General features: G+C 64.5%; 13 protein-coding genes, 1 pseudogene and 1 riboswitch. Of the genes and pseudogenes, 12 read left to right on the top strand and 2 right to left on the bottom strand.

The window, feature by feature from the left end; translation table 11 throughout:
- Positions 1-88 precede the first annotated feature (88 nt).
- From V1289_RS31485 to V1289_RS31465, 5 genes and pseudogenes are all read left to right on the top strand, one after another.
- A pseudogene (locus V1289_RS31485) lies at positions 89-1253 on the top strand (ATP phosphoribosyltransferase regulatory subunit).
- Entirely contained in the window at positions 1250-2227 is a 978-nt protein-coding gene (gene hisG, locus V1289_RS31480; protein WP_334401794.1) for an ATP phosphoribosyltransferase, read from the top strand. The pseudogene V1289_RS31485 and the gene hisG overlap by 4 nt, the downstream one beginning before the upstream one ends.
- A 74-nt stretch (positions 2228-2301) precedes the next feature.
- Complete coding sequence (locus V1289_RS31475; protein WP_334401792.1) at positions 2302-3348, top strand: glycosyltransferase family 2 protein; 1047 nt, start codon at positions 2302-2304, stop codon at positions 3346-3348.
- Complete coding sequence (locus tag V1289_RS31470; protein ID WP_334401791.1) at positions 3345-4190, top strand: ChbG/HpnK family deacetylase; 846 nt, start codon at positions 3345-3347, stop codon at positions 4188-4190. The genes V1289_RS31475 and V1289_RS31470 overlap by 4 nt, the downstream gene beginning before the upstream one ends.
- A gap of 133 nt (positions 4191-4323) precedes the next feature.
- Complete coding sequence (locus tag V1289_RS31465) at positions 4324-5160, top strand: DUF2076 domain-containing protein (protein ID WP_334401789.1); 837 nt, start codon at positions 4324-4326, stop codon at positions 5158-5160.
- Between the two features lie 69 nt (positions 5161-5229).
- Here V1289_RS31465 and V1289_RS31460 read toward each other — a convergent pair whose 3' ends face one another.
- Entirely contained in the window at positions 5230-6021 is a 792-nt protein-coding gene (locus V1289_RS31460; RefSeq protein ID WP_309182514.1) for a L,D-transpeptidase family protein, read from the bottom strand.
- A 307-nt stretch (positions 6022-6328) separates the two neighbouring features.
- Here V1289_RS31460 and V1289_RS31455 point away from each other — a divergent pair, with 307 nt between their 5' ends.
- On the top strand, positions 6329-7099 hold the full coding sequence (locus V1289_RS31455; protein ID WP_334401787.1) for a protein phosphatase CheZ: 771 nt from the start codon (positions 6329-6331) through the stop codon (positions 7097-7099).
- Between the two features lie 108 nt (positions 7100-7207).
- Here the strand turns inward: V1289_RS31455 and V1289_RS31450 are convergent, their stop codons facing one another.
- Entirely contained in the window at positions 7208-7726 is a 519-nt protein-coding gene (locus V1289_RS31450; protein ID WP_309182512.1) for a hypothetical protein, read from the bottom strand.
- A 320-nt stretch (positions 7727-8046) separates the two neighbouring features.
- Here V1289_RS31450 and V1289_RS31445 point away from each other — a divergent pair, with 320 nt between their 5' ends.
- The 6 genes from V1289_RS31445 to V1289_RS31420 all read left to right on the top strand — a co-directional run bounded on the left by V1289_RS31445 (position 8047) and on the right by V1289_RS31420 (position 16871).
- Complete coding sequence (locus V1289_RS31445; RefSeq protein WP_074278937.1) at positions 8047-8343, top strand: co-chaperone GroES; 297 nt, start codon at positions 8047-8049, stop codon at positions 8341-8343.
- Positions 8344-8476: 133 nt separating this feature from the next.
- On the top strand, positions 8477-10126 hold the full coding sequence (gene groL, locus V1289_RS31440) for a chaperonin GroEL (RefSeq protein ID WP_334401782.1): 1650 nt from the start codon (positions 8477-8479) through the stop codon (positions 10124-10126).
- A 122-nt stretch (positions 10127-10248) separates the two neighbouring features.
- Positions 10249-11448, top strand: coding sequence for a hypothetical protein (locus tag V1289_RS31435; protein ID WP_334401780.1), 1200 nt, complete (start codon positions 10249-10251; stop codon positions 11446-11448).
- Between the two features lie 287 nt (positions 11449-11735).
- Positions 11736-13214, top strand: a complete 1479-nt coding sequence (locus tag V1289_RS31430) for a phytoene desaturase family protein (protein ID WP_334401778.1) — start codon at positions 11736-11738, stop codon at positions 13212-13214.
- Positions 13215-13296: 82 nt separating this feature from the next.
- Positions 13297-13502, top strand: a riboswitch (cobalamin riboswitch).
- Positions 13503-13629: 127 nt separating this feature from the next.
- Entirely contained in the window at positions 13630-16035 is a 2406-nt protein-coding gene (locus tag V1289_RS31425; protein ID WP_334401776.1) for a TonB-dependent receptor domain-containing protein, read from the top strand.
- The gene (locus V1289_RS31420; protein ID WP_334401774.1) at positions 16035-16871 is read left to right on the top strand and encodes a hypothetical protein; all 837 of its coding nucleotides are present in this window, start codon (positions 16035-16037) and stop codon (positions 16869-16871) included. The genes V1289_RS31425 and V1289_RS31420 overlap by 1 nt, the downstream gene beginning before the upstream one ends.
- Positions 16872-16893 lie beyond the last annotated feature (22 nt).

Here is a 16893-nt window from a genome sequence, read left to right as displayed (position 1 = left end):
TGGCCGTGCTAAGGGCTGCGCCAGCCGAGCCCTTGGAACCACCGCAACCCCTCTGGAACCCGATTTTCGGGGCTATTTGGACGTCGAAATGACCGTGACCGCCGCCGTAAGTGGTGCCACCGGGTCCGCCGCATGGGCGGACGCACTGCTGTGGTCGTTTGCGCAGGCCGGTTACGTCCGGGCCGAGCCCGCCATCCTGCAGCCGGCCGAGCCGTTCCTCGATCTCTCCGGCGAGGACATCCGCAAGAGCCTTTATCTGACGACCGACCCCAGCGGCGAGGAGCTGTGCCTTCGTCCCGATCTCACCATTCCGGTGGCGCGGGACTATCTCGCCTCCGGCCAGGCCGGGCAGCCCCAGGGTTTCAGCTATCTCGGCCCGGTATTCCGCTATCGCGGCGGCCAGCCGAGCGAGTTCTTGCAGGCCGGCATCGAATCCTTCGGCCGGCAGGATCGCGCCGCGGCGGATGCGGAAATGCTGGCGCTGGCGCTGGAGGCGACCACCGCCTTTGGACTGAAGGATGTCGAAATCCGCACCGGCGACGTCGCGCTGTTCAACGCACTGATCGACGCGCTCGGGCTCTATCCGGTCTGGCGGCGGCGGCTGATCAAGGATTTCAACCGCAAGGTCAGTCTCGCCGAGGATATCGAGCGGCTGACGCTGGCGACCGCACCCGGCCGCAACGAATATGAGGGCGTGCTGGCGGCCCTTGCCGGCTCCGACCGCAAGGCGGCGCTGGCGCTGGTCACCGACCTGATGTCGATCGCCGGCACCACCAATGTCGGCGGCCGTACGGTTGCCGAAATCGCCGACCGCTTCCTCGAACAATCGACCTTGAAGGGCGGCGCGCTGCCGCGCGATGCGCTCGGGATCATCAAGCGCTTCCCTCGCAATCGCGGGCGATCCTGATGACTCAATCGCACAATTGCGGGCGCTGGCCGAGGACGCCAAGCTCGATATCACTGCGGCGATCGATCAGTTCGAAAGCCGCGTCGGCTTCATGGCCGCGCGCGGCATCGACACCGGCCTGACGCGTTTTTCCACCTCGTTCGGGCGCGGCCTCGATTATTACACCGGCTTCGAGTTCGAGCTGCACGCCAGGGGCAATGACGTCGAGCCGCTGGTGGCGGGCGGCCGTTATGATGGGTTGATGACCCAGCTCGGCGCCGCCTCCCCGATCCCCGCGGTCGGATTCTCGGTGTGGATCGAAACCCTGACGCAACTGGGCAAGCCCGCGCGCGGAGGCCAATCATGACCGCGCCGTTCGTTCTCGCGGTCCCCTCGAAAGGCCGCCTGCAGGAAAACGCCGAAGCGTTCTTTACGCACGCCGGGCTGTCGCTGGCAAAACCGCGCGGCGCGCGCGACTATCGCGGCACCATCGCGGGCCTCGACCATGTCGAGATCGCCTATCTCTCGGCGAGCGAGATCGCTTCCCAGCTTTCGCGCGGCATGGTGCATCTCGGCGTCACCGGCGAGGATCTGGTGCGCGAAAGCATCGCCGATGCGGACAAGCGCGTTCTCCTGATCGACACCCTCGGCTTCGGCAGCGCCAATGTCGTGGTCGCGGTGCCGCAGGCTTGGATCGACGTCCGCACCATGGCCGATCTCGACGACGTCACCACCGGCTTCCGCGCCCAGCATAACCGGCGGATGCGGGTGGCGACCAAATACATCAACCTGACCCGGAGCTTCTTTGCCTCCCACGGCGTGGTCGACTACCGCATCGTCGAGAGCGCCGGCGCCACCGAAGGCGCGCCCGCGGTCGGCACCGCCGAGATGATCGTCGACATCACCACGACCGGGGCCACGCTCGCCGCCAATGGTCTCAAGGTGCTCGACGACGGCATCATCCTGCGCAGCCAGGCCAACCTCGTGGCCTCAAAGGACGCCGACTGGTCGAGCGAAGCGCGCGAAACCGCGCGCGTCATCCTCGATCACATCGCCGCCCGCGCGCGCGCCAGCAAGTACCGCGAGGTCCGCACCCGTTTTGCCGGCTGCAACGACGCGCTGCTAACCGAAGCGCATAATCGTTTCGGCGTGGTCGCGCCGTTCGGCGGACCGACCTCTTCCGGAATGCTGACGCTGCACTGCCCGCCGATGCACCTTTACGCGCTCGGCAGCTTCCTTCGCCAGCATGGCGCCGACACCGTGTCGGTGGCTTCGCTCGACTATGTGCTCGACCGCGAAAACCCGCTGTTCGCCAAACTCGAGGCGTTCCTGCGGCCGTGAGGCGTTTTCGTTCATGGTTGCGACAGCAAGCGGCGAGTAGCATATGCTGCCATGGGAACTTTGGAACCTGACCGATGATGCTGGGTACGGACGTTTCTAGCCTGTCGACCACCGCGGCCAATGCTGCGGCGCAGGGGCTGTCGATCGTCGTGCCGCTGTACAACGAGGCCGCAGGGCTCGCACCGCTGCACGAGCGGCTGGTCGGCCTCGCCAAAACGCTGAGGGGCCGTTACCGCCTCGCCTGCGAAGTGGTCTATGTCGATGACGGCAGCGCCGACGCCACGCTCACCATTGCGCGCGGCCTCGCGGCGGATGCGCTCGACGTCCAGGTGGTGTCGCTGTCGCGCAATTTCGGCAAGGAAGCGGCGCTGATGGCGGGACTCGACCATGCAAGGCGCGGCGCGGTCCTGTTCATGGACGGCGACGGCCAGCACCCGCCGAGCCTGGTCGAGAGGCTCGTCGGCCACTGGATCGATGACGGTTACGACGTCGTCTATACGGCGAAGGCCCATCGCGACAATGAATCGTTCCTGCGCCGGCTTGCGGTGCACGGCTTCTACGCGCTGATCAATTGGGGCGCGCGGCAGAAAATCCCCGAGGATGCCGGCGATTTCCGCCTGCTGTCGCCGCGCGCGGCCGCCGCGCTGAAGCAGCTTCCCGAGCGCAACCGGTTCTTCAAGGGGCTCGCGACCTGGATCGGTTTCCGCCAGATCCGCGTCGACTACGAGCCGGCGCCGCGCGCGCATGGCGTCACCACATTCAGCGCGGGCCGGCTGGTCGGCCTGTCGATCGAAGGGCTGACCTCTTTCTCGGTGGCGCCGCTACGGTTTGCCAGCCTGCTCGGCGTCGTGTTGGCGGCGGGGGCTTTCCTGTTCGGCCTCTCCATCCTGTGGGAGGTCTGGACCACCGGAAAGCAGGTTCCCGGCTATCCCTCGCTGGTGATCGGCCTGATGACCATCGGCGGCGTGCAGCTCATCATGATCGGCATTGTCGGCGAATATATCGGCAAGATCCTGTCGGAGTTGAAAGCGCGTCCGATCTATTTCGTTGCTGAACACAGCGAGAAGCGCGCTGAAGCCGAACCGGCTGAACGCGATGGCGAGCGGACCGCCGCCGAATGAACGACGCCGCGCCTTCGCGCCGGATCTGGCTGTGCGCCGATGATTACGGTCTCAGTGAAGGCGTCAACCGCGGCATTCGCGACCTGATCGCGCGCGGCCGTCTCAATGCGACATCGGCGATGGTGGTCGGTGCTGCGATCGGCCGTGACGAGGTCGCTGCACTGAAGCGCGTCGCCGCCGACCGCCAGCGCTGCGCGATCGGGCTGCACGCGACCCTGACAGCCCCGTTCCGTCCGCTGACGATGCACTTCCGGCCGACCGACGGCGGCATGTTCCTGCCGTTTGCAAAGATGTTGCGCGCAGGCCTGTTGCGGCGGCTCGATCCCGAGATCATCCACGCCGAGCTGATGGTGCAGCTCACGGCGTTCAAGGATCTGTTCGGCCGCGATCCTGAGTTCGTCGACGGCCACCAGCATGTGCAATTGTTTCCGCAGATCCGCGACGCATTTCTGCAAGCCGTCAGGGAAGCCGCGCCCGGCGCCTGGGTTCGGCAGGGCGGACGCCGGCAACCGCTGGCACAACGGCTCGGCGCGCCCAAGGCGCTGGTGCTCGACGTCCTCAGTGCGCAATTTCGCAAAAAGGCTTCGCGCGCGAACATCGCCTTCAACCCCGCCTTCGCCGGTGCCTATGATTTCACCGGCCAGCCGGATTTCGGCGTGCTGATGCGCCAATTCCTCGATTGCTTGCCGGAGGGCGGCCTCGTGATGTGCCATCCCGGCTTCGTCGATGAAACCCTCGTCAGCCTCGATCCCCTGACCACCCAGCGCGAAACCGAGCACGCGTATCTGGCAAGCGCCGATTTCCCGGCGCTATTGGCCGCGAATAATGTTACACTGGATTGATATCGCTGAGGAAAGGCCGGCCGGCCGTTTTGTCGCATACCGAAATTTAATCCGCCCTCCCACTACTTGCGACACAAAGCCCGCCTACATCTCCAGCGCGCTTCGACACCCATTCGACGCGAGGGAGAAGGCCATGACACCGCAAGAACGCCAACTGATTGACGATCTTTTCGACCGGCTCGCCAAACTGGAGAACACCCCGCGCGATCCCGAGGCCATGTCCGCGATCATGCAAGGCCTGCGCAAGGCGCCCAACTCCGTGTACGCGCTGGTGCAGACGGCGCTGGTGCAGGACGAGGCGCTGAAGCGCGCCAATGCCCACATCCAGGAATTGGAAGCGGCGCTTTCGCCTGAACAGAATCAATCCGGACAAGGTCAATCCGGCGGCTTCCTCGATTCGATGCGCGACGCGATCTTCGGGCAAGGCCAGCCGCCGCATGGTTCGGTGCCCAACGTCCGCGCGCCCGATATGGGCAGCCGCCCGGTATGGAACAGCGGCCAGGTGTTGCAGCAGTCGCAATCGCCCGGACAGTATAATCAGCCGCCGTATGGTCAGTCCCAGTCCTATGGCGGCCAGCCTTATGGCGGTCAGTCCTATGGCGCGCCGCAATCTCCGATCGGCGGTGGCGGCTCGTTCCTGGGAACCGCGGCTGCGGCCGCGGCCGGCATGGTCGGTGGATCGCTGCTGCTCGGCAGCATCCGTTCGATGATGGGCGGCGGCGGCCATCAAGCCTTCGCCGATTCCAGCGGACTTGGCGGCAACCAGAAGCCGTGGAGCGATCAATCGGGCAGCGACCTGGCGCGGGATGCCGGGATCAACGACATCGGCTCCTCCGGACAGCGCGCCGACGATGGCTCCAGTTCGCGCGCCGGCCTGTTCGACCAGGCGTCGAACGACGACGACAACGACAACGACATGGATCACGATTCCGACGGCTTTGATGACGACGGCGGTTCTGACTACGCCTGAGCCGATTCATCCCTCAAAAATAAAACGGCCGCCCGATCGAGCGGCCGTTTTTGATTGAGCTCCCCGCAATCAGATGACGACGACCTTGGTGCCGACGCCGACGCGGCCGTAGAGATCCATCACGTCTTCATTTCGCATCCGGATGCAGCCGGACGAGACGTTGGTGCCGATGGTCCAGGGCTCGTTGGAGCCGTGGATGCGATAGAGCGACGATCCCAGATACATCGCGCGCGCGCCGAGCGGATTTTGCGGACCGCCTTCCATGTGCCGCGGCAGGTCGGGACGGCGCACCAGCATTTCCGGCGGCGGCGTCCAGGCCGGCCATTCCTTCTTGGCCGAGATCGTCTTGACGCCGGACCAGGTGAAGCCGGGCCGGCCGACGCCGATGCCGTAGCGCAACGCCTTGCCGTCGCCCTGCACCAGGAACAGGAACTTGTTCGGCGTGTCGACGACGATGGTGCCGGCGCCTTCCTTGCCGTGATACTCGACCACCTGCTTTTCATATCTGGGATCGAACGGGCGCTGCGCGGGATCGGCCGCTTCTTCCTGCTGCGGCATCGATTGCTGCGGGTCCATCGGCGGCAGCAGCGAACGCCGCGCGCCGTATCCGGGCTGCTGCTGATACATCGGCTGCTGCAGGTTGCCTTGCCCCGGTCCGTCGCCGAACAGGAATTCGATGAAGCCGCCGCCCATGTTGGAGCGTTCGGCGGAGGCCATGCGCACCGGCGCCGGCGGCGCGGGCTGATTGGCGTAGACTATTGCAGGTTCGGGAAGCGGCGCGACATCGATCGCCAATGCTTGATGAGGACCCGCAACCAGGAAGGACGCGCTGGCCAGCAGCGCGAGGGACATTTTCTTCATCGACGTACTCTGTACTGTTTCGTCACTGTTCAGTTCTTGGGAGCGTCTGAACGCCGCCGTTGCACGCGATCAATTAAAATCAAAACCGCATCGGTTTGGTAAACGGAAACGGCGTTTCGATTCACCACGTCGTCAATCGCGCGCGGATTTGTCCGGTAGCGTTTATTTTGAGTGAACGCTGGCCGCGCATGGTTAATCGATGGTGTGCAGCGGCCGGCAAAGACGCGGCGGCCTGTTCCCGCGCGTGAACCTCACGTTAAATCGCATCTGCGTAAAACATTGGGAGTGAAGGGGTGGGAAAAAACTCATGTCGGTCAGTCGCAAGCGTTTTCGTATTGAAGAAGCCATTATGGGCGAAGTGCCAATGTCCGCCGACGGCGAGGACATCGGCCCGATGCATCGCGAGATCATGGCCGAGCTCCGCTCCATCCGCGCCCAGATGGCCAACGGCACCGGCCGCGCCGCGGTGACCGAAACCGCCGAAGCGTCGGTCGCGCGCGAGGTTGCCGAAGCCCACACGCTCCTGGAAACCTATCGCGCCCAGATCGAGCAGTGCGAAAAGCTCAAGGTCGAGCTCGACCTGATCCACGACGCCATCAACCGCACCAAGCGCGAAATCGCAACCCTGCACGGCAAGAGCTTCGACGGCGGCGAAATGGCCAAGGTCAATGGCGAGCTCGGCGCCGTGGTCGGCGGCACCGAACAGGCCACCCAGCAGATTCTCGAAGCCACCGAGGCGATCGATCAGGCTGCGACCGCGCTGTCCAAGAACACCTCGCCGGACCAGCAGAAGCTGCTCAGTGAGGAAATCCAGGAACGCGTGATCTCGATCTTCGAGGCCTGCAACTTCCAGGATCTCACCGGCCAGCGCATCAGCAAGGTGATGGGTGCGATGAAGTTCATCGAAAGCCACATCACCGTGATGATGGAAATCTGGGGTGGCGTCGACGCCATCAAGGCCCACGCGGCGCCGATCGTCGATCACCGCGAAGGCGACGCCAAGCTGCTCAACGGCCCGAAGCTGGACGGCGACATCGGTCACGCTTCCCAGGACGACATCGACGCGCTGTTCGACTGAATTTTGGACACGCCGGGGCAACTCCCGGCGGCACCGTCCTCCGAACGACGAAACGCCGGCGCGATGCCGGCGTTTTCTAATTTCGGGTTAGGTTAAATTTCTGGCGGCTCAGGCGCGGGGCGCGCAGCGGACATAGACCATGTTGCCGTAGCGGGTCGCGGCATCCTTGTCGATGAAGCGGGTGATCAGGACGCGGCCATCGAACGAGACGATCTCGCGGTCCTGCTCGCCGGGGGTCGGCCCCGCCGGACCGATATAATTCTTGCCGCTCGGGCTGCCCTTCAGCCGCAGCTCCTGCGGCGTCGCCTGGTCGGCCAGATGCATGACCACGCCGCCGGACTGGCCGGCGCCGATCACGTAGGGTTGCCTGCACTGGTCCTTCGCCATCTTTTCGGTGCGGGCGCGATCCGTCGGATTCTGGAACGAGGCGAGGCCCCAACGGCCGACGATTTCGTCGGCCCGGATGCTCGCCGGCATTTCCGGGGCGACCCCGGGTTCCGTCGGTTCAGCCGTGGTGTTCGACGATAGCGACGGCAGGCTCATGCTGCCGCACGCCCCGAGGAATATCGACAGCGCCGAGGCGGCCGCCAGGTTGGCCACCGCACGCGCATTCCGTAACCCGATCATCGCATTCCCCCGAGCAATTTCCCGGCCGCACCCGTCATGCAGCCAAGCGCAAAACGTCAGCCGGAGCAATGACGTCCATTAAAATACGTCGCCGCTCCGATTTGGTTTCCCAGTGAGCATCCTATATTGGCCTCACCAAGGCCTTAACCCTCTTGCTTGACAGGATCGGCGCCAAGCCATATTCCCCGACCCACAATTAGCACTCCAATACCATGATTGCTAAAGGCGTGGGGCCTCCTGCCCCGCGGTGTCGACCAGCCGGCATTACACGCCAGTCTCGATGAACCAGACCTGAAACCAAGCCTCCAAGAGGAAATGTCATGGCTAAATCCACATTCCGTCCGCTGCATGACCGCGTCGTGGTCAAGCGTATCGATGCCGAAGAGAAGACCAAGGGCGGCATCATTATTCCCGACAGCGCCAAGGAAAAGCCCTCGCAGGGTGAAGTCACCGCGGTCGGCCCGGGCGGCCGTGACGAAGCTGGCAAGCTGATCCCGATCGATCTCAAGGTCGGCGACCGCGTGCTGTTCGGCAAATGGTCGGGCACCGAGGTCAAGCTCGACGGCGAGGAGCTCCTGATCATGAAGGAGTCCGACATCATGGGCGTGCTGGCCTGACAACACACTGACCTCACCCTGAGGAGGCAGCGAAGCTGCCGTCTCGAAGGGTACTTTCCACAAGCTCATCCTTCGAGACGCGGGCCAAGGCCCGCTCCTCAGGATGAGGTTCATTTCCCAGGAGCAATCAACCATGGCCGCCAAAGACGTTAAGTTTTCCGGAGACGCCCGCGATCGCATGCTGCGCGGCGTCGATATCCTCGCCAACGCAGTGAAGGTGACGCTCGGCCCCAAGGGCCGCAACGTCGTCATCGAAAAGAGTTTTGGTGCCCCGCGCATCACCAAGGACGGCGTCACCGTCGCCAAGGAAATCGAGCTCGACGACAAGTTCGAGAACATGGGCGCGCAGATGCTGCGCGAAGTCGCCTCCAAGACCAACGACACCGCCGGTGACGGCACCACCACGGCGACCGTGCTGGCGCAGGCGATCGTGCGCGAAGGCGGCAAGTCGGTCGCCGCCGGCATGAACCCGATGGACCTGAAGCGCGGCATCGACATCGCGGTCGCAGCCGTGGTCAAGGATATCGAAAAGCGCGCCAAGCCGGTCGCGTCCTCCGCCGAGGTCGCCCAGGTCGGCACCATCTCGGCCAATGGCGACGCCGCCATCGGCAAGATGATCGCGCAGGCGATGCAGAAGGTCGGCAACGAAGGCGTCATCACGGTCGAGGAAAACAAGTCGCTCGAGACCGAGGTCGATATCGTCGAGGGCATGAAGTTCGACCGCGGCTACCTGTCGCCCTACTTCATCACCAATGCCGAGAAGATGACGGCCGAGCTCGAGGACGTCTACGTGCTGCTGCACGAGAAGAAGCTGTCCGGCCTGCAGTCGATGCTGCCGGTGCTCGAAGCGGTGGTTCAGTCCGGCCGCCCGCTTTTGATCATCGCCGAAGACGTCGAAGGCGAGGCGCTGGCGACGCTGGTGGTCAACCGCCTGCGCGGCGGCCTGAAGGTCGCCGCCGTCAAGGCGCCCGGCTTCGGCGATCGCCGCAAGGCGATGCTGGAAGACATCGCGATCCTGACCGGCGGTCAGCTGATCTCCGATGAGCTCGGCATGAAGCTGGAAAGCGTCACCATCAACATGCTCGGCCGCGCCCGCAAGGTCGTGATCGACAAGGAAAACACCACGATCGTCAGCGGCGCCGGCAAGAAAAAGGACATCGAAGCCCGCGTCGGCCAGATCAAGGCGCAGATCGAGGAGACCACCTCGGACTACGACCGCGAGAAGCTGCAGGAGCGTCTGGCAAAACTCGCCGGCGGCGTCGCGATCATTCGCGTCGGCGGTGCGACCGAGATCGAGGTGAAGGAGAAGAAGGATCGCGTCGAGGACGCCCTCAATGCGACCCGCGCCGCGGTGCAGGAAGGCATCGTGCCCGGCGGCGGCGTGGCGCTATTGCGCGCCAAGAAGGCGGTCGGCCGTCTCACCAACGACAATTCCGACGTCCAGGCCGGTATCAATATCGTGCTGAAGGCGCTGGAAGCCCCGGTCCGCCAGATCTCCGAGAACGCCGGCGTCGAAGGCTCGATCGTGGTCGGCAAGATCCTCGAGAACAAGTCGGAGACCTGGGGCTTCGACGCCCAGACCGAGGAATATGTCGACATGGTTGCCAAGGGCATCATCGACCCGGCCAAGGTGGTGCGCACCGCCCTGCAGGACGCGGCTTCCGTGGCCGGCCTGCTGGTGACCACCGAAGCCATGGTCGCCGAACTGCCGAAGGAGCCGGCGGCTCCGATGCCGGGCGGTGGCGGCGGCGGCATGGGTGGAATGGGCGGCATGGGCTTCTAAGGCCCCCGTCCGTTACCTCTGATGAAATCGAAGGCCGCCTCCGGGCGGCCTTCTTTTTGGCTAATGACATCGAGGTTTGGTAGCTACGACCATACCGATTCTGTCCTTTCGAGGAATTTCAGATGCGCGCGCTCCTGCTCTGCCTGTTCGGTCTGGTGACGGCCTCGCCGGACCTCGCTTTCGCCCAGATGAAACTCCCCTCCAAGGCCGCGCCTGGCGCCAACGAGGTCAGATATTTCACCTCGATCGACGGGTTGATGGACGGCAATGCCGACGTGGTCCTGAAGGAAACCCGCCAGGGCAAGAACGTCACCGCGGCCGTGCTCGATGTCTGCTACCCCGCCGAGAAAGGTTCCGACCGCAAGGACCGCTTTGTCGCCAACCTCGCCGTCAACGGCCAGAACCTGACCGGCGCCACGCAAACCGTCAGCGATAAACTGCCGGTCACCATCAAGCTGACGCGCAAGCCCACCGGCGACAGTTTCGAATTCCGTGGCCAGATCACCGTCGGCCAGACCGTGACCGAGGTGACGTCTTCGGACAATTCCGATCTCAGCGAGAAGGAATTTCTCGATAACCAGACCACCGATGACGGCATCACGCCGGCTCCTAAGGACTTTACCGAGGTGTCGCCGGAATCGGTCGGCGTGCGGGTCAAGCTCGACGCCGCGCTGGACTACCTGAAGAGCCTGAAGGGCGAGGCCGTCGAGGTCGGCCTTGGCAGCCTCTCCGTGTCCTGCGATGCGATGCGCGCCGGCGAGCAGACCATCAACCTCACCGTCGATCCCGATCACGCCGCAGCCCTGATCGCCAGGGCGAAGTCGGCGCCCGGCGTGGTTGCGGCCGGCTGGACCAGCGGCAGCATGGAGATGGATCGCACCATCCGCTTTGCGTCAGCGGAATGGCGCGACGGCGACAAGATCAACAAGGACAAGATCGCGTCGGCGGTTTCCAGCGTGCTGGCCAGGACGCTTGCGGCGAAAGCCGACGCTGCGGCGTGGAACGCCAATACCGGAAAACTGAAACTGACCTTCAAGCGTCCGAGCCAGGTCTATCCCGCGCTCGGCCTCACCGAGAGCGTCGAGATCACGGCGCAGGTGTCGCCGGACAAACCGGGCGCATCCGACCGGCTGATCCTGTGGATCTCGAGCCCCGTGATCACGACATCGGACGAATCCGCGGGTCCCAGGCTGAACCTGTCCGAAGAGGCCAGCGGCGACGAGGAAGGCGGCGAGCCCAAGAACGACAACGGCTCGGTCGACGCGTTGGCCAGGGAATTCAAAGGCCAGCGCTGGGATGCCGACAAATCGGTCTGGAAATAGGCCGTTTTTCGTAGATCCCGGGACAGTGCCCGAGCCTTCTCCGTTCCGATTTGCATCGGAACGGAGGCTCTATTTATTTTTGACGCGTTTTCTACCGCAGATAAGTCTACGCAATCTACGTAATCTTGATTGCTATGCGAACCGGTATCCACCCCGGATCAAGTCCGGGGCCGGCTTAGCTTGAAAACGCTATAGAGCGCTTGCGCCATGCCGTCAGCGCGTTTGACACGGTGCGCCATTGCGGCAATGAACCCTCTCCGTACACGGGTTCCAGGGGTTCAGGCCGAATGGCGCGTTATGACGTAGTGGTGATCGGCGCCGGCCTTGGCGGTTTGACGGCGGCGGCAATCCTCGCACGCGCCGGACGCAAGGTGCTTGTGATCGAGCGCAGCAACTCGGTGGGCGGCGCGGCGTCGAGCTACAAGTCCGGCGATCTCTTCATCGAAGGTTCATTGCAGGAAACCAGCAACCCTCAGGATAGCAGAGATCCCAAGCACGCCGTGCTGACGCGCGCGGGCGTGCTCGATGCCGTCAAATGGGTCCCGGCCGGCGCGCTCTACGAAGTGCGCGGCGGCCCGCTCCAAAAACCGTTCGTGCTGCCCGACGATTTTGCCGCGGCGAGGGTCGCGCTGACCGAGCGATTTCCGGCGGCGCGGGCCGGCATCCAGCAACTGCTCGACGAAATGGAGGGCATCGCGTCCGCGGCGGCCGCACCCTCATCCGACGAAGCGCCGCAGTCATTGTCGCAAAAGCTCGATCAATTGTTCGGCGACAATGAAGCCGTCAAATGCGCGCTGGCGGCCAATCTTTCTTATTTCCACGACGACCCGGGATCGCTGTGGTGGAGCTTCTTTGCCAGGGCGCAGGGAAGTTACCTTTTGAGCGGCGGACGCTTCGTGCAGGGCGGCTCGCAGCGGCTCTCGAGCGCGCTGGCCCGCGCCGTTCGCACAGCCGGCGGCGAGGTAGTGCTGCGCCGCGTTGCCTCCCGTATCGCGCTCGACCCGCAGGGCCGGACCAGCGCCGTCACCCACACCGCCAAAGACGGCAGCGACGCGCAAATCGCGGAATGCGCGCGGATCATCGGCGGCGCGGCGCCGGCCGCGCTGGCGCCGCTGATGCCGGAAGACGCGGCGGAGAAATTGACCAGAGGCCACGCAGGCCTGACGCCGTCGATCTCCCTGTTCGCGCTGACACTCGGGCTGACGAAGCCGCCACGCGAATACGGCGTCACGGCCTATTCCACGCAATTGCTGCCGGACGACATGAAGCGGCTGGCCGATTACGGGCGCGGCGCGGCCTTGATGGCGGACGAGCCCGCTGAGCGAATGCCGCCGATGTCGATCGTCGATTACGCCGCAATCGATTCCGGCGTTCCCGCGCCGCCTTATGTGTTGTCGGTGTTCGGGCCGGACTGGCTGTCGAACTGGGACAGTTCGGACCTGGATGCCTATCGCGAGAAGCGCGGGCGGTGGCAGCAGGCGATGCTTCGCTATCTCGACAAATTCTATCCGGGCCTCGCCTCCGGCGTGGTCGCATCGTCGTTCAATACTGCGCTGTCGGTCCGGCAATATCTCAACGCGCCCGATGGCGCCGTTTATGGATTTGCGCCGACGCCGCCGCCGCCGGCCGGTAGCGCCCTGGTCCGCTCGCCGCGCACCGCGGTATCAGGACTTTATCTCGCATCCGCCTATGCCGGTTTCGGCGGCTATACCGGCGTGGTGCAGGCCGGCGGCGCCTGCGCCGACATGATTTTGGGCGAGAGCTGATGACCACGTAGCCCAATTGACACATGCGTCGACACAGCGCGCCCGGCGAGGTCGCCGCTACTTGACTCGCCGGCGAAGCCTCTTCAGTGTCCCGCATGGTAGTGCCCGCAAGGGCTAATCAAGGGAATACGGTGCGTCCGTGTGATGCGGACAATGCCGTAGCTGCCCCCGCAACTGTAAGCGGCGAGCCGGCGACCATTTCATACCACTGGGATCGTCAAATCCTGGGAAGGTGGTCCAAGGCCGCGACCCGCGAGCCAGGAGACCTGCTACCAGCCATGGTCATGCGCGAACGCGTCGGGCGGGGTGCTCCGAAGCGTCGCAACAGCTGTAGCTATCTGCCGCATCAAAGGCGAAGGGCGGATAGTCTCGGCAAGCGTGCATGACGGGTTGATTGTTCGCCGTCGAGCGTGTCGTGTCCATTTTCAATATCGGCAACTTCCAAGCGCCGTCGCGCCTTTGCGCGCGCACGGTTTTGATCTCACGTCTGCTGCCCGGCGCTGCGTTTCCGCTACTGGTGGCCGCGACACCCGTGTTCGCGCAACAGCGGACACTCGATCCCGTGGTGGTGTCGCCGCCGAAGCCGCAAAGCGCAACGCACGCGGGCGGCGAGCCGCAAGGCGTGCCAAGGCGCGCGCAGCGCACCGCGCGGAATCCGACGGCAAAACCCGCGCCGCTGCCACCGTCCGATGCCGCGCCGACGCCGCTCAACGGCAACGCCGTCGCGGCGAGCGCGAGCCGGCTCGGCCTCACCGTGCACGAGACGCCGGCGGCGGTCGATGTCGTGACCCAGCCGGCGATGCGCGAGCAGGGTTATCGCACCACCACCGAGACCGCGCAGGGCGCGGTCGGCGTGCTCGCGGGCGATGCGGCCGGCGCACCCGGCGGCTTCTCGATGCGCGGCTTCAGCTTTGGCGACGTGACCACGCTCTACAACGGCATCTGGATCGGACCGCAGAGCATCACCTCGCGGGTGATGGAGACGGCCAATCTCGAACAGGTCGAATTCGTGCACGGTCCATCGTCGATTATGTCGGGGCTCGCCGCGATCGGCGGCTCGGTCAATTATGTGAGCAGGCAACCGGTCACCGGCCCGGTCAGGAACGAACTCGACACCTCCATCGATACGCTCGGCACCTATCGCACGCATTTCGGTTCGGGCGGCAGCACGACCTTGCCGGGACTCGACTATCGATTCGACGTCAGTTCGTCGAAGATCAACAGCTTCGTCGACGGCGACTATCAGCAGCTTAACAGCGTCGCCGGACAGCTCAATTACCGGGTAAGCGACGCCTTCAAGGTGTTCGGCGCCGTCGATTACAAGCGCGACGACGGCCATGCCTATTGGGGCACGCCGCTGGTGACGACCGCATTCGCCGGCGCCTTCGCCACCCACGGCGTGGTGACCGGCAATGCGCTCAACATTTTCAATGCTGCAAGCGCATCCGACACGTCCGCCGTGTTCGGTCCGGTCACTGTCGATTCGCGGACGACCCGGACCAACTACAATGTGGCCGACAATTCCACCGGCGCACACGAGCTGTGGCTTCGCGGCGGATTCGAATGGAACATCAATGACGACGTCACGCTCAAGAACCAGGCCTATGAGTACGGCGCCAGGCGTCACTGGTATGACAGCGAGACCTACGCCTTCAACACCGGCACCTCGCTGATCGACCGCGACCGCTTTTTCGTCACCCACAAGCAGCAGGTGGTCGGCGACAACACCGATCTCGTCTGGAATTCGTCTTTCTTCGGGATCGAAAACCGCCTGGCCGGTCAGCTGCAGGTCAGCCGCAACGACATCCAGTTCGCCCAGGAGGGAAATCCGAACACGTTCCCGGCCGACTCGGTGACCGTGCTCGATCCCGACCCCGGCCTCTACGGCGTGCCGCAGCCGAACATCCGCAACAGCCGCCTCGACAATATCGCGGTCTCGATCGAGGACCGCCTGAAGATCACGCCGATGCTCGCTTTGATTGGCGGCATCCGCGCCGAGGATTTGACGCTCTCGCGTGACGGCGTCAATTTCGACGGCACGATCCCGGCGGGCCAGCCCTTCAGCAAGACATGGACGCCGGTGTCCTACCGCGCCGCCACCACGTTCGAACCGGTGAAGGGGCTGATGTTCTACGGCATGTACGCCACCGCCTTTGATCCGGCCGCGGCCGGCATCTTCTCGGTGACCCCCGGCACATCGCTGGAGTTGACCAGCGCGCGCATCTACGAGACCGGCGTCAAGGCGATCTCTCCCGACAAGCGCGCGGAGTTTACCTTCTCGGCCTACGATATCGAGCGCCGCAATGTCTATGTGCAGATCACCAACGCGGTGGCATCGCTCGCAGGTGCGGTCCACACCAGGGGCATCGAGATCGCGGGCGCGCTGCGTCCGGTCGACAATCTCAAGCTCTGGGGCAATGTGGCGTTCACGGAAGCACGTTACGCCGATTTCGATTTCTTCTCCGGCAATACGCCGTCGAATGTCGCGCCCGTGATCATCAACGCCGGCGCGTCCTGGCGGTTCGATAACTGGCGCTGGCCGGTCGAGATCGGCGGCTCGGTGCGGCATGTCGGACAGCGCTTCCTCTACGAGGACGACCGCACCGTCATGCTGCCTTACACCACGGCGGATCTGTTCGCCTTCGTCGACGTGCCCGGCCGCGACTTGCCGTGGCAAGGGGTGGACAGGATGCGGTTAGCGTTCCGTGTCCGTAACGTGACCAACGCGCTCTATGCGCAATGGTCCGACCCCGGTTATCCCGACCAGGTCTATCTTGGCGCGCCAAGGACGTTCGAACTGTCCGCCTCGGCGAAGTGGTGATGCGCATTATCGCAAGACTGCACCGCTGGTGGGGTGTCGCATTTTGCCTGTTGTTTGCGACGTGGTTCGCCTCGGGCATCGTCATGCATTTCGTGCCGTTTCCGGCACGAGGCAAGGCGGCGGCGACTTTGGACCGCGCCGAAGTTCACACCGAAGCGGCCGCGCGGGATGTTGCGGCCGGTTACGGGCGCGCGTACGGGCTCGACCTGTCGCGCGCAGACGTCGAGCGCGTGGCTTACGATCAATGGACGGTGTCGGGCGATTATGATTCCGATCGTCCGCTTTATCGCGTCATGCTGAACGACGCCGCCCGCACCGAGCTCTACATCTCGTCGACGGCGGGAGATGTTGTTCTGGTGACGACACGGCGGATGCGCATGCTCAATTATGTCGGCAGCATCATGCACTGGATTTACCCGGCGCCGCTTCGCCACCACGCCGAGGCCTGGCGCGCGCTGGTATGGTGGCTGTCGCTGATCGGGGCAATCGGCGCAGGCCTCGGCGTCGTCATCGGCCTCGCCCGGCTTGGTGCCGCTATCCGGCAGAAGACGCCGGCCTATCAGGGCTTGCTGGCCTGGCACCACGGGCTCGGCCTCGTCTTGGCGCCGTTTATCCTCGGCTGGATTGTCTCCGGCTTTCTGTCGCTGGGGGATGACTGGCCCCTGCGTAGCCTTCACACGTTCGATTTTGCCCCCCTCTCGTCGCGTCCGCTGCTGCGGTCGGCCGTGATCGTGACGCTCTGTCTCTGCGGCCTCGCTTTCAGCCTGACCGGCGCCGTGCTGGCGTGGCGGATGACGGCGCGCTCGCCTGAGCGCCAGGCCGCGCGGACCCAATGACAGAGCCTGACAAACCGTTATC

It is taken from the genome of Bradyrhizobium sp. AZCC 2289, from assembly GCF_036924615.1.
In the GTDB taxonomy this organism is placed as follows: Bacteria; Pseudomonadota; Alphaproteobacteria; order Rhizobiales; family Xanthobacteraceae; genus Bradyrhizobium.
This window is presented reverse-complemented; position numbering and strand designations above follow the sequence as displayed.

Excerpts from the sequence above, each read along its gene's own strand:
- V1289_RS31465 (WP_334401789.1), top strand. The coding sequence starts at position 4,324 with ATGACACCGCAAGAACGCCAACTGATTGACGATCTTTTCGACCGGCTC.
- V1289_RS31470 (WP_334401791.1), top strand. The coding sequence starts at position 3,345 with ATGAACGACGCCGCGCCTTCGCGCCGGATCTGGCTGTGCGCCGATGAT.
- V1289_RS31460 (WP_309182514.1), bottom strand. The coding sequence starts at position 6,021 with ATGAAGAAAATGTCCCTCGCGCTGCTGGCCAGCGCGTCCTTCCTGGTT.
- V1289_RS31475 (WP_334401792.1), top strand. The coding sequence starts at position 2,302 with ATGATGCTGGGTACGGACGTTTCTAGCCTGTCGACCACCGCGGCCAAT.
- V1289_RS31435 (WP_334401780.1), top strand. The coding sequence starts at position 10,249 with ATGCGCGCGCTCCTGCTCTGCCTGTTCGGTCTGGTGACGGCCTCGCCG.
- hisG (WP_334401794.1), top strand. The coding sequence starts at position 1,250 with ATGACCGCGCCGTTCGTTCTCGCGGTCCCCTCGAAAGGCCGCCTGCAG.
- V1289_RS31420 (WP_334401774.1), top strand. The coding sequence starts at position 16,035 with ATGCGCATTATCGCAAGACTGCACCGCTGGTGGGGTGTCGCATTTTGC.
- V1289_RS31455 (WP_334401787.1), top strand. The coding sequence starts at position 6,329 with ATGTCGGTCAGTCGCAAGCGTTTTCGTATTGAAGAAGCCATTATGGGC.
- V1289_RS31450 (WP_309182512.1), bottom strand. The coding sequence starts at position 7,726 with ATGATCGGGTTACGGAATGCGCGTGCGGTGGCCAACCTGGCGGCCGCC.
- V1289_RS31430 (WP_334401778.1), top strand. The coding sequence starts at position 11,736 with ATGGCGCGTTATGACGTAGTGGTGATCGGCGCCGGCCTTGGCGGTTTG.
- groL (WP_334401782.1), top strand. The coding sequence starts at position 8,477 with ATGGCCGCCAAAGACGTTAAGTTTTCCGGAGACGCCCGCGATCGCATG.
- V1289_RS31445 (WP_074278937.1), top strand. The coding sequence starts at position 8,047 with ATGGCTAAATCCACATTCCGTCCGCTGCATGACCGCGTCGTGGTCAAG.